We start from the raw sequence: 16,579 nt of genomic DNA, 5'->3' as shown, positions 1-16,579 counted from the left end.
ATCACTGTGTTGAATCAATAACGGCCTACCTCAATATTTACGGCAAAATATGCCATATGAAGTAAGCCGTTAATTTAATCACAAACTCGCTAACGCCACAAACTCGCTAACGCCACAAAGTGGCTGCAATAGAGATGCAAAGCAGATCTATTAACCCAGCTCGTTCGCAGTAGCGACAACATTTTCAACGGTGAAGCCAAAATGCTTCAACAAGTCTGCGCCCGGAGCCGACTCACCGAAGGTGCTCATGCCCACAACAGCGCCGCCGAATCCGACATACTTGTGCCAGAAATCAACGTGAGCCGCTTCGATAGCAACACGCTTAGTCACAGACTTTGGCAGTACAGACTCTCTGTAAGCCGCATCTTGCTTATCGAATTCGTTAGTAGAAGGCATAGAGACCACACGGACCTTATTACCTTGCTCTGTGAGTACAGCTGCTGAATCGACAGCCAGTTGAACTTCAGAACCGGTAGCAATCAAGATCAAGTCAGGCGTGCCAGCACAATCGATTAAGGTGTAGCCACCTTTAGCGACGTTAGCTAACTGCTCTGCGGTACGCGCCTGAGCCTTAAGGCCCTGACGACTAAAGATGAGTGACGTTGGAGCATCACGACGCTGAATAGCAGACTTCCACGAAACCGCAGTTTCTGCCGCATCACATGGACGCCACACTGTCATGTTGGGCGTCATACGCAAGTTAGCAAGTTGCTCTATTGGCTGGTGAGTCGGACCATCTTCACCTTGACCGATAGAATCATGAGTATAAACCCAGATATTTTGGATACCCATAAGCGCAGACATGCGTACCGCGTTACGTGCGTACTCCATAAACATCATGAAAGTTGCACCATAGTTGATGAAACCACCGTGAAGTGATGCACCATTCATGATACCGCTCATACCGAATTCACGTACACCGTAATAGATGTAATTACCGGCCGGGTCGTCTTGAATACCTTTAGAACCAGACCAAAGAGTCAGGTTAGAGCCAGCAAGGTCGGCAGAGCCGCCTAACATTTCAGGTAACATAGCTGCGAATGTACCGATTGCATTTTGTGATGCCTTACGGCTGGCAATGCCTTCGGCCTTGTCTTGACACTCTTGAACGAAAGCTTGCGCCTTCTCTTCAAAATCTGCCGGTAAGTCACCCGTGATCACGCGGCGCTTATATTCTGCACCAAGTTCAGGGAATGCAGCTTCATAAGCAGCAAACTTGTCATTCCAGCTGGCTTCGTTAGTCGCGCCAGCATCTTTAGCATCCCAACCTGCGTATACATTTTCAGGGATTTCGAAAGGACCGTGTTCCCAACCGAGGAATTCACGCGTCGCTGCGATCTCGGCATCACCCAGAGGTGCGCCGTGGCAGTGATGCGTACCAGACTTGTTAGGAGAACCGAAACCGATAACCGTTTTGCAACAGATCATGGTCGGCTTGTCGGTAACCGACTTAGCTTCTGCGATGGCGGCGCGAATAGCATCGCTATCATGACCATCAACGCCAGCAATCACATGCCAACCGTAAGCATCGAAACGCTTTGGCGTATCATCGGTAAACCAACCTTCGACGTTACCATCGATAGAGATGCCGTTGTCATCCCAAAACATGATGAGCTTGCCAAGGCCTAAAGTTCCCGCTAAAGAACAGGCTTCGTGCGAGATGCCTTCCATCAGACAACCGTCACCCAAGAAACAATAGGTGAAGTGATCGACTATGTCGTGGCCAGGTTGGTTGAACTGAGCCGCTAAGGTCTTCTCAGCGATAGCCATACCTACGGCGTTACTGATACCAGCACCGAGTGGACCTGTGGTCGTTTCTACACCCGGAGTGTAGCCATATTCAGGGTGACCCGGTGTCTTAGAGTGCAACTGACGGAACTGTTTAAGCTCTTCGATAGGCAGTGCATAGCCTGTCAGATGAAGCAAAGAGTATATAAGCATAGAACCATGGCCGTTTGATAAAACGAAACGGTCACGATCAACCCACTCTGGGTTATTAGGGTTGTGCTTAAGGAAGTCATTCCAAAGCACTTCAGCGATATCCGCCATTCCCATTGGTGCACCTGGGTGACCAGAATTGGCTTTTTGAACGGCATCCATACTTAATGCGCGGATAGCGTTTGCGAGTTCTTTACGAGATGACATGCTGTCTCCTGCTTGGTTTTGAGGTCTAGATAATCGAGCGCCATATCAATTGGCACTTAAATTAAGAGTCGATGTTCTACTACAAAATTTTGAGCCATATTTTCGCCCACATAACAGGCGGACGCAAACGATAATTCACCAAATCATGATTTTCCCTGTAAGTCGTCAGGATGAACCGCCATCGGCGAAACACTAAGGTCGCTAAACGCCGCCTTTACCTCCTTTTAAGTTAAATTAAATTCATCGACACTAGTGAATATATAAGGCTGATAACTAAGGATTTATAACTATCTAACAAATTACTTTCACATATTCAATGTCACAATATCTGCTAATAATTAGTCAACGGGGGTGATCGTCGACTCGTTTTGAATTAATATAGACGTCTAGATGTAGATACTTCTACACATTCAAATTGTTTTAAAAATGAGATTTATCACCATGGCACAGCACCTGTTTACCTCCGAGTCAGTCTCAGAGGGGCATCCCGATAAAATCGCCGATCAGATTTCTGATGCGGTATTGGACGCAATCCTGGAGCAAGATCCTAAGGCTAGAGTTGCCTGCGAAACTTATGTAAAGACCGGTATGGTCATGGTCGGTGGTGAAGTCACGACTTCTGCTTGGGTCGATATCGAAGAGATCACCCGTAAGACTGTACGTGAAATTGGTTACACACATTCTGATATGGGCTTCGATGCCGATTCTTGCGCTATATTAAATGTCATTGGTAAACAGTCTCCAGACATCAACCAAGGTGTTGACCGCGGCGATCCTAAAGAGCAAGGAGCCGGTGACCAAGGGCTAATGTTTGGTTATGCCAACAACGAAACCGACGTACTCATGCCTGCGCCTATCACTTATGCACACGCACTGGTGAAGCGTCAATCCGAAGTTCGTAAAGACAAGACCCTGCCTTGGTTACGTCCAGATGCGAAGAGTCAGGTAACGTTTGCTTATAATAACGATGGCAGCATCGCAGGTATCGACGCCGTCGTACTCTCGACTCAACACTGTGACAGCGTAAACCAGTCAGACCTGATTGAAGGTGTGATGGAAACCATCATCAAGCCAGTATTACCGGCTAAGTGGTTATCTAAAGACACTAAATACTTCATCAACCCAACAGGCCGTTTTGTTATCGGTGGCCCAGTAGGTGATTGTGGCCTAACGGGTCGTAAGATCATCGTTGACACATACGGCGGCATGGCTCGCCATGGTGGCGGTGCATTCTCGGGTAAAGATCCTTCCAAAGTCGATCGCAGTGCGGCATACGCGGCACGTTATGTGGCTAAAAATATAGTTGCTGCGGGTCTTGCCGATCGCTGTGAGCTGCAGCTTTCCTACGCCATAGGTGTTGCCGAGCCAACTTCTATCAGCATTGAAACTTTCGGCACTAGCAAGATATCTGAAGAGCGCTTGATAGCCTTGGTACGTGAGCACTTCGACCTACGCCCCTATGGCCTGACCGAGATGCTAGACCTGGCTCGTCCAATCTATCAAGCTACAGCGGCATACGGTCACTTCGGTCGTAATGAGTTCCCTTGGGAACGTACCGATAAAGCCGAGGCACTGAAAGAGGATGCTAAGCTATAAATTTGTTTAACCCGTCTAACGAGGGTTAAACCTTAAAAACCGCCGAGAGGCGGTTTTTTTATGTCTTTTGCCAATGTCTTTATTGCTAACACTATTTTTGGAGAGACAATGGCAAGCAACCTTGGAAAATTGGTACTCCTTGCCCTTTTAAGGACTTCACTCTATTGGAGAGCATTTAATCGGTAAGAATCAAGTGTGACTAGAGTCTATAAATCTAGCAATGGTCAAAATGCGCATACTCCATACACATGAATTCAACTTGTTGTAGCGATAATAGCGGCACATTCACTTGCCTCAATGAGGACGTCTCTATATGCATAATATCCAGTGTCCCTTTACCAATGGCATGTTCATTTTTGTCATCAGAGGTATCAGACTGCTTAATGTGCAGCACCTTGTCATCATGAGTTAGTAACTGAATCGACGCGCTGTAATCATTGATGAGGCCACAATTGATCCAAATATTTTGCCATTGCACACAGTAAAATTGCTCACTGAACTCGTCCTTACCCCCTTCAATATCCGAGTGATCACCTCTACACAGAGTCACTTCATAGGCAATGCCAGACTCAAGTTTAATTGAATCATCGACTCTCTTCTCCGCATCTGCAGCAATAACAGCAATGACTAACTTCATATTATCGAAAGCCGACAGCGACTCTCTGGCATAGGGCGCGAGTAAACTTTGAACTTGCTGTAATACTTGTTTATCTGGTGCAGAATTCATAATCACATTACCTGTGGAGGTTCATTCAAGCTGATTGAATTTTGTTTATTTACTCAAGTAGATAGGGCTAACAGATAATAGTCTCTGTCATCGAAGGTAAAAAAATCCAACACCTGCATCGATGCTTTATGGGTGTGTGCCGAAAATGAAGCCATATTATCTTCGGCGATAAAGGTCAGCATAAAGGGGAATTGAGCTTGTACATGGGTTTTTATCTCACTGACCAGAGCCTCAAAAACACCTTGGCCACGATATTCTTTCTTAATCCAGATAGGACCATATTGACATGAATTACTCTTGGTTAACTTAACCCCGCCAAGACTAAACTCCTTTAATCTCTTAAGAATATGCCGGTACACAGGCCAAGATTCAAAAAACGACCAGGCTCCCGCAATAACATAACCCACTATCTCACCGTTTTGCCCATCGAGACGGTCAGGTTTTCGCTCAGCAACACAGATCCAATGGGAGTCAATCAGCTGTCTCAACTCGGCTTCCCCAAAAGCTTGCCCATCTAATGCGTAAGCTTGTGCTCCGTCACTGAGCTCGTCATTAAGATGGATTCGTTCGAGCTCTACCAACTGCTTGAGATCACCCATACGGGCTAGTCTGATGTTCATGGTGCAGGTATTGACCTTTTAATGATGAATAAACAAGTTAGCCATGATTATATACTAATACCCCATAGTCCTAGGCTAATTATCCGCTCTCGGAAAATGCCTAAACTCCCATCCATTTGCATAATAACGTTCTGGCTACCACAATTAACCAAATAACGTGATGACTTTGTCTAGGTTCCCATGCTCCCCGAAAATGTCGATACCAGTATTAGTTTACTTAAAAGTGATAATACCCAGCTGAACTTAGTTCGCTGGATGCACCAGTGCGAATTGATGAAACGTTATTATGCAGCCAATGTGGTATTTATCATCCAAGAAACCGGGAGCAACTTTGAAGTTATCGTTAGCTCTATTAGCCAGTCCAGACAGTTTACTACCGGTACTAGCTTCGATAGAGATCATAAAGTTTTCCAGCGCCTAGTGCGCTCGCTACCCGATGGTTTAAATATCGATTTAACCAATCATAATCACGTCGATCTACATGAAGAGTTCGATCAAGCCAAAACCTTATTAACTCGCCCAATTCTCTGGCCAGATGGCACACATTTCGGCTGTATCTGTGTGTTGAATGCCAAAGCATCCACTTCAGTATCGAACTCATTTATGTTGGAACCTTTCCAGATATTGCTTCAACAAGAGCTGACTCTTTACTGCCAAACTCAACGAATAGAATCTTTATCCATGCGTGATCGAGAGACCGGCATGTTGAACCAATATGGTTTTATCATGATGGCACCGAGACAGCTTAGTTTAGGGCGACGTTTCGGCGCCCATGCTGGCATCATCTTCTTTGAACTTTACTCGGTTCACACCATAGAGCATATAGAAGAAAAGCATCATAGATTATTAGGCCGTATCATTCAGGATACAATAAGAACGGCCGATATTGCAGCCCATTACAGTGACCATCAGTTTGTCGTGCTGGTATTTGTCGATTCAGAGAGGGATATTCTCCATATAGGTCAGCGAGTCGACAAGCTGATTTTTCAACAAAACGATCAACTTAAAATCGATTCAAGTTATAATTATTTCACACCAGATTCGGTACTTAAACTCGCCCCCATGCTTGAAAAATCCAAAAAAGGACTAAAATCTGAACAACTTAAGTTAGCAGTTCAAGAAGCCAAACTAAAAGACTCCGCAACGATCTGAAAAATACACTCTACAGATAGGCTTGACGATTTCCTTCTCAGGCCTAATTCCTGATGTAAACCCATACTCATTTAATTGCTATTCATATGATAAAAGTGATTTTAGTACAGATAAAATAACTAAGAGAGAAGTCTCATGCTAGCCCAAAGCAATTATCACCAACTCTGGCTAAGAGAACAAGATCATCCAGCGATCAGCTTGCCCAGATGGCAGCAACAAATGGATCTCTTGACCAGTTTCTATCATTCACAAGCTAGCCTGATATTGCAATTAGCCGATAATAGTTTTCAAGTTGTTTGCGCTCAGCAGAGCCAAGATTACAAGCTTAATGGGGGGACAACATTTTTCGATGCTGGATTATTAAAGCTGGTTGAATCTCAGAGTGGTTATGGCCAATTTCATGTAAAAGGCAATGAGTTTAATTCTGCTCTGTCTCAGTTTCAACAGGTGATATGTCAATTAATTTACTGGCCAGATGGTGAGCTCTTTAGCTGTATATTGATCTGTGATCCTGAGCAGAATAGATTTCAAGAACATCTCGCCCCTCTGATAGAAACCACTAAATCTTTAATTCAGGCGGAACTTAAACATCTATTCTTGATGATAAAAGTACAGATGCTATCGGTACAAGACGAACAGACCTGCATGCTTAATCAATATGGTTTTAACCTGATGGCACCAAGACAATTGAGTCTAAGTCGACGTTTTGGCTCTCACGCGGGGATAATCTTAGTCGAAGCACTTTTCGATGAGTTGACAGAAGGACAAACAGAATCGAATGCGCAGAGGCTGCGCATAATCGCTAGGATAATCCATAACAGTTTAAGAGAGGCGGATGTTTCGGCAAGAATAAGTCATAACCAATTTATTATTCTTTGTTTCATCGACAATGAATCAAACCTAGACTCACTGGTATTAAGACTGAAGAAACAGTTCGCCAAAGAAGGCCAGAATTTAAACTTAGCCATAGGGCAGAGTTACTTCACCCCAGATATTCAAATCAGCCTTGTCCCTATGCAGCAGCAGGCCATAAAGAGTCTAAAGCTGAATCAACTCGAACGGAAAAAAACAACAAAATAGCGCTAGTCTGATTATTATCTCCATGCCACTAAGAAACATCAGTAAGCTATCCAATCTAATATTTTTAAAGCTTTCATTACACTTTAAGCCCTCATATCGAGTTTTCGCTGTTTATCTTGTTCTAAACTTGCCACAATATAAGCATAAATTTATTGGGATCCTAGTCATGTCTGTAAAATCTTTTTTGATCGCCACCACATTCTTCGCATTATCCGCCTGCCAAAGCACTGCAGAGCCTGAGTTTCTGGAAATAGAACTAACTGGAACCTGGCATATAGAAGTAATCGCAGGTCATCCTGTCATCGATTACAGTCCGGCTCAACTCATCTTTAGCCCAGAAGGCAAACTGAGTGGTAATAACAGTTGTAACAGCTTCTTTGGTGAATATTCACTGCAAGGGTCATCGATCACACTTTCCCCAGAAGGGAGCACGATGAAAGCCTGTGTCGATGCATTGATGGATCAGGAGCAAAGAGTCATGACCGCTATGCCCAGGGTCATTTCGGGTCAAATAGTCAAAAGTCAGCTGGTATTGAAAGACGCCAATGGGAAAACTCAATTTGTATTGAGTAAGCTCTAATACCATTTTATCGGCTAGCTGTGACAGGAAAAAAATAAATAAAAGCAAAATGAATAATGTAAAAAACCGCCTCATGGCGGTTTTTGGTTATGTGTCACTAACTGATGTTGATTAAACCACCTAGATTAAGCCATCTAGATCAGGCATCGAAATGTCCAGTCTCTGTCTCTTGAGCGACTTTCATTTTATGAAGTGATGCAGGAGGCTGCTCCCGCTCTATGAGATAACTCCAATAAGCATCATCAAATCCACGAAAAAGTTGATCCGTTTTCCCTTCAGATTTTAAGATTAACCACCACCAGACAAGCCCCCAGGCACCGAAAGTAATTAGGGTAAGAACCAAGTGAATCAGCTTGTGTTTCTCGAGATTTGTCGGCTCAAGCCTAGCCAGTTTAACATCAGCACGGTGAATATCAGTCCCTTCTCCCGTAATGAGTCTATCTTGATTAGCCGCCATTCGCCTAAACAATGAGTGTAAGTTCTCACCTCTGCTTCTGACTCTCACATAACAATGGGAACAGGGCTTAACCGCTAAGCGATGAACGCGATATTTATGCTGGACTGATGCCATAGGCGCCTCTTTCTCTTGAGTCGACTTCTCTTGAGCCAATAGTAAAAGTCTAGCAGAGTTAGGGCAATTGACCTTTCATGGTTATTTTGCAGTAAAGGGTAGAACTCGTTCAGTCTAGTTATTCTACATAAGCTAGCTATATTGCTGCAAAAACACTTAACAAACCCTAGGGACTTTAATCGAATAAAAATTCGTACATGATTCGTCAAATTAAGCTCGGAGACATGCTAGAGTATCTGCAAAAAATGGAGCTAGACCACCATGCATTCAAGTGTGAAATCAAATGTACAACCCAGTATGCAATTAAGAAAAGGCCAGCAATCGGATCTGGCGGCACTGGTTCGATTCAACCAAGCGATGGCATTGGAAACCGAAAACCTATCACTGGATGAAGCTCTACTGACAAAAGGCGTCAACGCCTTACTCTCGGAGCCAGAAAAAGGCTTCTATCTGGTCGCCGAAGCCGATGGCGAGATAGTGGGTTCTCTGATGGTGACATTCGAATGGAGCGATTGGCGCGCGCTAAATTACTACTGGATCCAGAGTGTCTATATCCGTCCGGAGAATCGCCGCCAGGGTATCTATGGCAAGCTATACCAACAGGTTAAGAACATAGCAGCAGAGAATGGTGGCGCTGCAAGTTTCAGACTCTACGTAGAGCAAGAAAATACCAAGGCGCAACAAACCTATCAAGCACTGGGGATGGAGCAGAGTTATTATCTAATGTACGAAGAGAAATAGCGAGAACGAACGCTGCGCTTCGAGGACGTTCGCGGGAACGAGTTCCCTGCTAGAGCGCTTCGCTGCGAGAAAACGAGAATAAGCGAAGAAACAAGCAACTATCTTTTAAGCGCAGATACTCGTTACCTTGATGGCTAAACCACCTTGGCTAGTTTCGCGACAATGCACACCTGAGGGGCTAGCCCCCGTTAAACCTAAGTGCTCTTCATCGACGATAGAGCCACCACCGGTTGAATAGTAGGTCTTACTAAAGATACAGTTATCTTTAACCCAGGCATGAATCGACATGCCGTTCTCATGGAGTTTCAATGCATACTTATGGAAGGTGACGGCATCTTGCGAGAAATCGCCCCTGTGGGCCTCTGTACCTAACAAGAGACTACAGCTCTGCTCAATCTCACTGATAGTGGCAGGTGAAATGAGGAGGGTCAGTCCCAAAATTTGAGACTGACCCGAATAACCGAACGTTATAAAGAGATGAAAACGGAGAACTTAAGACAACATACCGAACAGAATGGCAGTCATTGCCAGCAGACCCGCAATAACAACGAAGATATTGCTAATTCGGCCACGGTAGGCCTTGAGTGCCGGTACCTTGTAGATAGCATACATAGGCATCAGATAAAGAATCGCGGCTATGATTGGACCACCAAGCGCCTCAATCATGCCTAAGATACTTGGGTTGATGATGGCCACGCCCCAGATGCTGACGAACATGAACACAAGGATAAACTTATCTACTTTCTTGTCTGAAACTTGCTTATTGCTGCTACGTAACTGCTTAGTGATGATGCCTTTCATGCCTTCTGTCGCACCCATGTAGTGACCGAAGAATGAAGAAACGATGGCTATCACAGCTATGATAGGACCGAAGTAGCTGACGAAGCCGCTTGAGTGAATGTTAGCCAGATAAGAAAGAATCGGTAAGTTTTGCGCCTTAGACTCGGCAAGTTGTTCCGGACTCAAAGAGAGAACACAAGAGAACACGAACAACATGACGAAACCGACTAACATCATACTGGTGTTACGCAGAATTACATCGGCTTTCTTCGATGCATCTTTACCATGTTCACGTTTGAGCGCCACTGAGAACTGAGAAATTGCAGGAGAGTGGTTAAAGGCAAAAACCAATACCGGAATCGTTAACCATACGGTCCCCAGGAAGTCCCCCACTGACGGAACCTGGGTTAAGGCGTCCATTTTCCAGCTTGGAATCAGGTACAGGGACATAAAGACTAAAATACCCACCAAAGGATAAACTAGGAACTGAGTCACCTTGAGCATTAACTTCTCACCGGATATCATCACAGACATCATGGCAATGATAAGCAAGCCCGATAACATCCAACGTGGAGGCGATGCCATATCCAGTTGATTAACGATGAAACTGTCTACGGTATTGGTAATCCCCACGCCATAGATCAATACAATCGGAAAGATGGCGCAAAAATAGAGCAAGGTGATCGCCTTACCAGCACCGACACCAAAAAACTCTTCCACCACATCGGTAATGTCACTGCCCGGCTTCTCAGAAGCGCAGACAAAACGTGACAAGCCACGATGAGCTAGATAGGTCATAGGACCGATAACCAAGGCCATCATCACCAGCGGCCAGAAACCGCCCATACCTGCATTTATTGGGAGAAAAAGGATACCAGCACCAACGGCTGTACCGAACAGACTCAACATCCAAGTGGTATCTTTACCTGTCCAGCTCTGACTGGCGGTTGGGTTTACTTGGGTTCCGGCTCCATTGACTGGAGAGACGGTCGCTTCTTGCTGCATAAACATTACCTTTGAGGTGTTCTACACCTTTGGTTTCCAGAAACCACTCCACCTAAAACCATTTTCAAAGGGAAGCAGCTATAAATTTCAAGGCCAGAGTATAGAAGTCAAGCCCTGAATAATTGATCTGGAACGGAGTTTTATCATCAAATTTCAGAACAAGTTCATAATGGGAGCTATGTCTAAATTATCATGGGCTAAATCTTTATTTCGACCTCACGGCCGCAACCAAAACGAACCTAAATTTAACACTTGAGGCACATATATTGCCTATTGGTGATATTGGAAAATTTATTCGAGGAGGCGGCAAGGTGAGGTGAGTCGCAAATAATAGCAGGTCTGTTAAGCGGCGCCGCACAAACCTTATGAAACATGAGCGAGATCACAGTCTTTATCACTGGCTCAATCCAAAAATAAAACGTGATCCACTATACATTCGATAAAAACCAGAATTCGACCTGGATCTACTATCAGTTTTTCTAAGCCAAATTAGATAAGCCGAGATACATCCCCACCAACTAACTCAAGGCTCACCGCCCGTAATAAAGCAGCAGTAAATTTGGTATAATCCCCCCAGGTTGATTGGAATGAATAAGAAAATGCTACAGATAACTAAATTAAAGAAGATCAGAGTATTAGTCGGCTCTAAAAACCCGGTGAAAGTAAACGCAGCCAAAATCGCTATCTGCCAACTGTTTCCGGATATTGATATTGAATGTACTGGTATGCACGCCCCGTCAGGCGTACCAGACCAACCCATGACAGATGTTGAAACCCGCGAAGGCGCCATAAACCGAGTTAAATATTGCCGAGAATTTTCCGCTACGGCGGCGCAGCAAGCTGATGGCGAGTCAGTTGCCGAACTCTTTATCGCAATGGAGGGCGGCGTCGATAATTTCGAATACGGGCCAGCCACTTTTGCCTATACTGTGGTTGCCACCCAGAAGCAACTATCCGTTGGGCGTAGCGCACAACTCCCCATCTCTCAATCTATCTATGAGTCACTGGTTGCCGGTGAGGAGCTAGGAGATGTGATGGACAAACTATTCAACACTAACAACATCAAGCAAAAAGGTGGGGCAATTGGTCTATTGACCCAAGGACATGCCACCAGAGAGAGTGTCTATACTCAGGCATTAATCTTAGCCATGGCCCCCATGCTAAATCCTGAGCTTTATCTCGATTAATATCCGTTCCAATCCTATTTTAATGCAAGCAAGCGACTTTCATTAGCAATTACTTGCAACTTGCTTAATATACCCATAAATTAGATGTAACTCGCAACCCCACACATCCAATGCCAGCAGTCAGCTTTGGATGAAGAAACGTTATTTCTGACCAAAATAACCAATGTCGATTCAGACAAAATAAATTGCAGGAACATGGTATGACAGAAGATAATAAACCAAGCAATCAACAAGGTTCTACACTCAGAACAGTATCTCGCCATATTGTGCGACAACTTGGCATGCTTAACTCTGCCTGTGGCGACCTTCCTCTATCTCCTGTTCAGGCTCATGCGCTTATCGAAGTCAGCCAGGGTGCCATATCGATTAAAAAATTGGCACAAATCCTAAATATTGATAAATCCAACGCCAGTCGTGCCATCAGTCATCTGGTTGAGAAGCGATTTGCTCATACCAAGAGTAATCCCAGAGACAGCCGCAGCCTACTGGCTCACCTGACTCCTCAAGGGCGAAAATTATTACAAAAGTTAGACCATCAGCAAAATATCATCTTCAATGAAATTTTATCCCAGTTATCTTGCTCCGAAACCCAGCAGATTGAGACCGCAATGACCCTATATAACAAGGCCATCCAACGCTCCAGGATGCAGCAGGAATATACACTTAGGGTGATGACCCCAGAAGATAACGCCCCTATGGCCGCAGTGATACGCACGGTCTCAGCTGAATATGGCCTCACCTCAGATAAGGGTTATGCCGTAGCGGATCCCACCTTAGACAGTCTTAGCGAACAATACCAAGCAAGTGATGCCTGCTATTGGGTCATAGAAAAAGAGGGTGAAATCTTGGGTGGAGGAGGGATTGCGCCTTTAAGCATAAATACAGCAGTCATGAACACACTAGATCAGCCCGCAGCAAAGCAAGAGCGAGTAAGTGAACTGCAGAAGATGTACTTCAGCCAAGCGCTTAGAGGAAAAGGGTTTGCTAAACGCCTGGCTTATCTGGCGCTCGACTTTGCCCGCGAGCAAGGATTTCACTCCTGCTACTTGGAAACCACGGCGGATCTCAATGAAGCGGTCAAACTGTATGAGTCTATCGGATTCAAACATCTGGACTCTCATCTTGGCGACACGGGACACGATGCCTGCGAGATGCCTATGTTGTTAAAACTATAGAAATCGCCGCATAGTCAAGACGATGACTTGGGGCAAATTGATGCTTCGCTGAAAAGCTAAGACGACGCCCTTTGGGCTATTGGCAAGAGAAAGGCTTGCCATTCAGATAATCAGGCGCAGCCGTCTATCTTTTCCCTAGTCTTTCCTCTGAAAGCTTGTTAGCTTCGAATGATAGCTAGAAACTAGACTAACTTTCTACAGAAGCAGTAGACGAAATGCTGTTCGCTGCCACCTGGGGTTTGATGAGACTCTTTCTCATGACCGAGCAAAGAGAAACACAGCCCTATCATGCCAGACATCATAGCCATGATGGGGGTATTGGGCCTCAATCACATTCGACGCCTGCTCGCCCAGCCTGTTTTGAGCTTTGGCCAGCGCCGCCGCAGAAAGATCCAGTACAGTAATATTGCCATAGCCGTTAGCTAAAAGATGGTCTGAAAAGATTGCTAAAAAATGCAACCAAGATGAGCAAGTAAGCCATGCAGATAATCCAACTAAAAAGCCACTTGCATTAGTCGCCTAAATCTCCGAAGATCTAACAGCCTTTTTACCCGATGAACTAGCGGATCCGAACAATGGACTTTCCCCAACTGCGTGCTCAATTCCCTACACTCGAGCAGACCTTAGAGGGATACCCTCTGTGTTATCTGGACACGGCAGCGACCAGCCAGAAACCCAAGTGTGTCATAGATGCCATGACTCAGTATTATCATAAAGATAACGCCAATGTTCACCGGGCCGCTCACCAACTCTCATCCAGAGCCACCTCTCAATATGAGGCGGTGCGCGATCAGCTAAAAGGCTTTATCAAGGCCCGTCGCCGCGAAGAAATAATCTTCACCCACGGCACCACTGAATCGATAAATATGGTCGCCCATGGCCTGATGAATCAAATACAAGCTGGCGATATCATCTTAATAGACACGGCTGCCCATCATGCCAATATCGTCCCCTGGCAAGAACTCGCTAAGCGCAGCGGCGCCATCATCAAGCCCATCCCGCTGACAGAGGATTGCCGACTCGATGAACAAGCCTATAAAGCACTCCTCAAACAAAAGCCTGCCATCGTCGCTCTATGCCATGTCTCCAACGCACTGGGCACACTTAATCCCGTTAATCATTTAGTCGCTAAAGCCAAGGCCGCCGGTGCCATCACCTTAGTCGACGGAGCTCAGGCTGTCGCCCATCTGGAAGTAGATGTACAGGCGATAGATTGTGATTTCTATGTGTTCTCCGGCCACAAGATGTATGGCCCAACGGGGATAGGAGTGCTCTATGGCCATTTCGATATTCTCGATAAGCTCGAGCCTATGATGACTGGCGGCGAGATGATCAAGACCGTCAGTTTCGATACCACCGAATTTAATATCTTACCCAACAGACTCGAGGCCGGCACACCGCCCATAGCCGAAGTGATTGGGCTTGGTGCAGCCATCGAATTTATACAAAATCTACCTAAAGCTGAGACGGCCCAACGGGAGCAGCAACTGCTGACTTACCTGCAAACTCAGTTAACAGATTTAGGTAACATTAAGCTCTATGGTGCCCACGAAAATAATATCGGCGCCGTCGCCTTTAACTTGGCCGACGAACATCATCAGGATGTGGGGATATTACTGGATCAACAAGGGATCGCCGTCCGCTGTGGCCACCACTGCGCCATGCCCCTGATGCAGAGCTTAGCGATCAAGGGCTGCTGCCGTGCATCCATCGGCGTCTATACCAGTAAAGAAGATATCGATCGCTTCATAGAGGCGCTAACATCGGTAAAAGAGATGTTGTTAGACTAACGATATAAAAGTTCTAAGTTCTAAGTTCTAAGTTCTAAGTTCTAGCAAGTTATTTAAACATCATTCAAGGTCACTAATTCAGGTCAATTTTATGAGCTCAGCCATACAGCCCGCCACAGAGACATTTTTAGCCCTTAAGTTCGATAGCGGTGAGATATTGCCTAGATTCGACAATGCCAACAACTGGCAGGAGCGCTATCGTCAGATAATGCTCCTAGGCAAGACCTTACCTAAACTCGAAGATGAGTTTCGTGTGGAGCAGGCCCTGGTCAGGGGCTGCGAGAGTAATGCCTGGCTCTATCATAGTGAAATAGACGGCAAGCACTATTTTCTCGCCGACAGCGACGCCCGCATAGTCAAAGGCCTGGTCGCGTTATTGCTGACCGCCTGTCACGGCAAGAGCGCAGACGAGATAGCAGCGTTCGATATAGAGGCCTACTTCGACCGATTAGGCTTAACCGGACAGCTCAGCCCCTCACGCACCAATGGTTTGTTTGCCTTGGCTAAGGCAATTAAAACATCAGTCTGACTGACTTGTTGGATAACAAGTTTCAAATATCTTCTTAAGTTGGCTTTATTGGCATTTTGTTGAGTTATTTAGGTATTTAGGCTTCAATCTAATCAATAGCCTGCGGCGGTGCCGTGCAAGATGCACCAATGTCGTGATCACATGGATGTGAATGAACGACCTTAAGTGCAAACACTTCTGCGACTCGCCGCAAGCACATCTGACTGCCATGGATGGCGGGAATGCCAAAAAATGTAGGGAACATTTTTGGTCCTGTGGGCTCTGCGGTTTCCAACAACGTCCATGTTTAACGGCCAGTTCGGCAAAATATGTCCATATACAAATGCCAGTTCAGCTTCCATGTTTCTCGTTCATGAGCTTATGGCTTGCCATATTCACCCAGCCTCTCGTTCGAAGAGTATCACTTCCTGACACATGGGGGCTGGCAAACCAATACAATGCCATTAACCTCTCTCAAGGCTTCCCAGAGTTTGATGCCCCTAAACGATTAAAGCAAGGCCTGGCCAAATACTGCAATCAAGGTTTTAATCAGTACGCTCCCTCCTCTGGACTTGCACCACTACAGACTCAAATTGCCTCCCTCATCGGGCGCCAATACGGCATAGATGTAAACCCAAACGATACGATAACGGTGACTTCGGGAGCGACCGAAGCATTGTTTGTCACAATACAGACCATCACCCACCCAGGAGACGAAATAATAATCTTCGATCCGGCCTATGATTCCTATAAACCCGCCATTGAACTGGCCGGAGGTTGGCGTAGCTACAATCCCACTGAGCGTGTTTTACCAAACTGCCCCCGGTGATAGAGCCATTCGCTTATGCTTTGCCAAAGAGGATAAGGCATTACAGCAAGCCGCCGAAAAACTATGTGCTTTGTAACAAGTTACGGACGCTTC

17 protein-coding genes and 1 pseudogene are annotated in these 16,579 nt (G+C 45.6%); 11 read left to right on the top strand and 7 right to left on the bottom strand.

All coding sequences use genetic code 11. The annotated features are described in order from the left end of the window. Positions 1 to 150: 150 nt before the first annotated feature. Positions 151 to 2,145 (bottom strand): transketolase, encoded by a 1,995-nt coding sequence (gene tkt, locus KT99_RS08705; RefSeq protein ID WP_005499073.1) that lies wholly within the window; start codon positions 2,143 to 2,145, stop codon positions 151 to 153. Positions 2,146 to 2,586: 441 nt separating this feature from the next. Between tkt and metK the strand changes: the two genes are divergently transcribed. After that, entirely contained in the window at positions 2,587 to 3,741 is a 1,155-nt protein-coding gene (metK, locus tag KT99_RS08700; protein ID WP_005499072.1) for a methionine adenosyltransferase, read from the top strand. A 214-nt stretch (positions 3,742 to 3,955) separates the two neighbouring features. On the opposite strand, the gene KT99_RS08695 is transcribed toward metK, so the two are convergent. Together KT99_RS08695 and KT99_RS08690 are read right to left on the bottom strand one after the other, a co-directional pair. After that, positions 3,956 to 4,468, bottom strand: coding sequence for a hypothetical protein (locus KT99_RS08695; RefSeq protein ID WP_005499069.1), 513 nt, complete (start codon positions 4,466 to 4,468; stop codon positions 3,956 to 3,958). 53 nt (positions 4,469 to 4,521) lie between these two features. Beyond that, complete coding sequence (locus KT99_RS08690) at positions 4,522 to 5,088, bottom strand: GNAT family N-acetyltransferase (protein WP_005499068.1); 567 nt, start codon at positions 5,086 to 5,088, stop codon at positions 4,522 to 4,524. Between the two features lie 180 nt (positions 5,089 to 5,268). Here KT99_RS08690 and KT99_RS08685 point away from each other — a divergent pair, with 180 nt between their 5' ends. The 3 genes from KT99_RS08685 to KT99_RS08675 all read left to right on the top strand — a co-directional run bounded on the left by KT99_RS08685 (position 5,269) and on the right by KT99_RS08675 (position 7,900). Then, on the top strand, positions 5,269 to 6,240 hold the full coding sequence (locus KT99_RS08685; protein ID WP_005499066.1) for a GGDEF domain-containing protein: 972 nt from the start codon (positions 5,269 to 5,271) through the stop codon (positions 6,238 to 6,240). 135 nt (positions 6,241 to 6,375) lie between these two features. Continuing rightward, on the top strand, positions 6,376 to 7,320 hold the full coding sequence (locus KT99_RS08680; RefSeq protein WP_005499063.1) for a GGDEF domain-containing protein: 945 nt from the start codon (positions 6,376 to 6,378) through the stop codon (positions 7,318 to 7,320). Between the two features lie 166 nt (positions 7,321 to 7,486). Further along, positions 7,487 to 7,900, top strand: coding sequence for an META domain-containing protein (locus tag KT99_RS08675; protein WP_005499053.1), 414 nt, complete (start codon positions 7,487 to 7,489; stop codon positions 7,898 to 7,900). A 139-nt stretch (positions 7,901 to 8,039) separates the two neighbouring features. On the opposite strand, the gene KT99_RS22280 is transcribed toward KT99_RS08675, so the two are convergent. Then, positions 8,040 to 8,357: a DUF4234 domain-containing protein gene (locus KT99_RS22280; protein ID WP_005499051.1), complete on the bottom strand. Its 318-nt coding sequence runs from the start codon at positions 8,355 to 8,357 to the stop codon at positions 8,040 to 8,042. A gap of 411 nt (positions 8,358 to 8,768) precedes the next feature. Here KT99_RS22280 and KT99_RS08665 point away from each other — a divergent pair, with 411 nt between their 5' ends. After that, on the top strand, positions 8,769 to 9,212 hold the full coding sequence (locus KT99_RS08665; protein WP_040571789.1) for a GNAT family N-acetyltransferase: 444 nt from the start codon (positions 8,769 to 8,771) through the stop codon (positions 9,210 to 9,212). Between the two features lie 105 nt (positions 9,213 to 9,317). Here KT99_RS08665 and KT99_RS22810 read toward each other — a convergent pair whose 3' ends face one another. After that, positions 9,318 to 9,650 (bottom strand): serine dehydratase beta chain, encoded by a 333-nt coding sequence (locus KT99_RS22810; RefSeq protein WP_005499047.1) that lies wholly within the window; start codon positions 9,648 to 9,650, stop codon positions 9,318 to 9,320. A gap of 54 nt (positions 9,651 to 9,704) precedes the next feature. Beyond that, positions 9,705 to 10,997: an HAAAP family serine/threonine permease gene (locus KT99_RS08655; RefSeq protein WP_040571774.1), complete on the bottom strand. Its 1,293-nt coding sequence runs from the start codon at positions 10,995 to 10,997 to the stop codon at positions 9,705 to 9,707. 587 nt (positions 10,998 to 11,584) lie between these two features. On the opposite strand from KT99_RS08655, the gene yjjX reads away from it, so the two are divergent. The 5 genes from yjjX (at position 11,585) to KT99_RS08630 (ending at position 15,678) form a co-directional block, all read left to right on the top strand. Beyond that, on the top strand, positions 11,585 to 12,184 hold the full coding sequence (gene yjjX / locus KT99_RS08650; RefSeq protein WP_005499042.1) for an inosine/xanthosine triphosphatase: 600 nt from the start codon (positions 11,585 to 11,587) through the stop codon (positions 12,182 to 12,184). A 200-nt stretch (positions 12,185 to 12,384) separates the two neighbouring features. Further along, positions 12,385 to 13,359: a bifunctional helix-turn-helix transcriptional regulator/GNAT family N-acetyltransferase gene (locus KT99_RS20705; protein WP_005499040.1), complete on the top strand. Its 975-nt coding sequence runs from the start codon at positions 12,385 to 12,387 to the stop codon at positions 13,357 to 13,359. A gap of 288 nt (positions 13,360 to 13,647) precedes the next feature. Continuing rightward, a complete protein-coding gene (locus KT99_RS21975) occupies positions 13,648 to 13,785 on the top strand; it encodes a hypothetical protein (protein WP_157752194.1) in 138 nt (45 codons plus the stop codon). A gap of 149 nt (positions 13,786 to 13,934) precedes the next feature. After that, the gene (locus tag KT99_RS08635; RefSeq protein ID WP_005499038.1) at positions 13,935 to 15,149 is read left to right on the top strand and encodes a cysteine desulfurase; all 1,215 of its coding nucleotides are present in this window, start codon (positions 13,935 to 13,937) and stop codon (positions 15,147 to 15,149) included. A gap of 91 nt (positions 15,150 to 15,240) precedes the next feature. Then, positions 15,241 to 15,678 (top strand): SufE family protein, encoded by a 438-nt coding sequence (locus KT99_RS08630; RefSeq protein WP_005499036.1) that lies wholly within the window; start codon positions 15,241 to 15,243, stop codon positions 15,676 to 15,678. Between the two features lie 88 nt (positions 15,679 to 15,766). Here the strand turns inward: KT99_RS08630 and KT99_RS21970 are convergent, their stop codons facing one another. Continuing rightward, the gene (locus KT99_RS21970; protein WP_157752193.1) at positions 15,767 to 15,922 is read right to left on the bottom strand and encodes a hypothetical protein; all 156 of its coding nucleotides are present in this window, start codon (positions 15,920 to 15,922) and stop codon (positions 15,767 to 15,769) included. 78 nt (positions 15,923 to 16,000) lie between these two features. On the opposite strand from KT99_RS21970, the pseudogene KT99_RS20100 reads away from it, so the two are divergent. Beyond that, positions 16,001 to 16,435: pseudogene (locus KT99_RS20100) on the top strand (aminotransferase class I/II-fold pyridoxal phosphate-dependent enzyme); the annotation flags it as partial. Positions 16,436 to 16,579 lie beyond the last annotated feature (144 nt).

It is taken from the genome of Shewanella benthica KT99, assembly GCF_000172075.1.
Lineage (GTDB): Bacteria > Pseudomonadota > Gammaproteobacteria > Enterobacterales > Shewanellaceae > Shewanella > Shewanella benthica_A.
The sequence above is the reverse complement of the archived record's forward strand: the minus strand, read 5'-3'. Positions and strand labels throughout refer to the sequence as shown.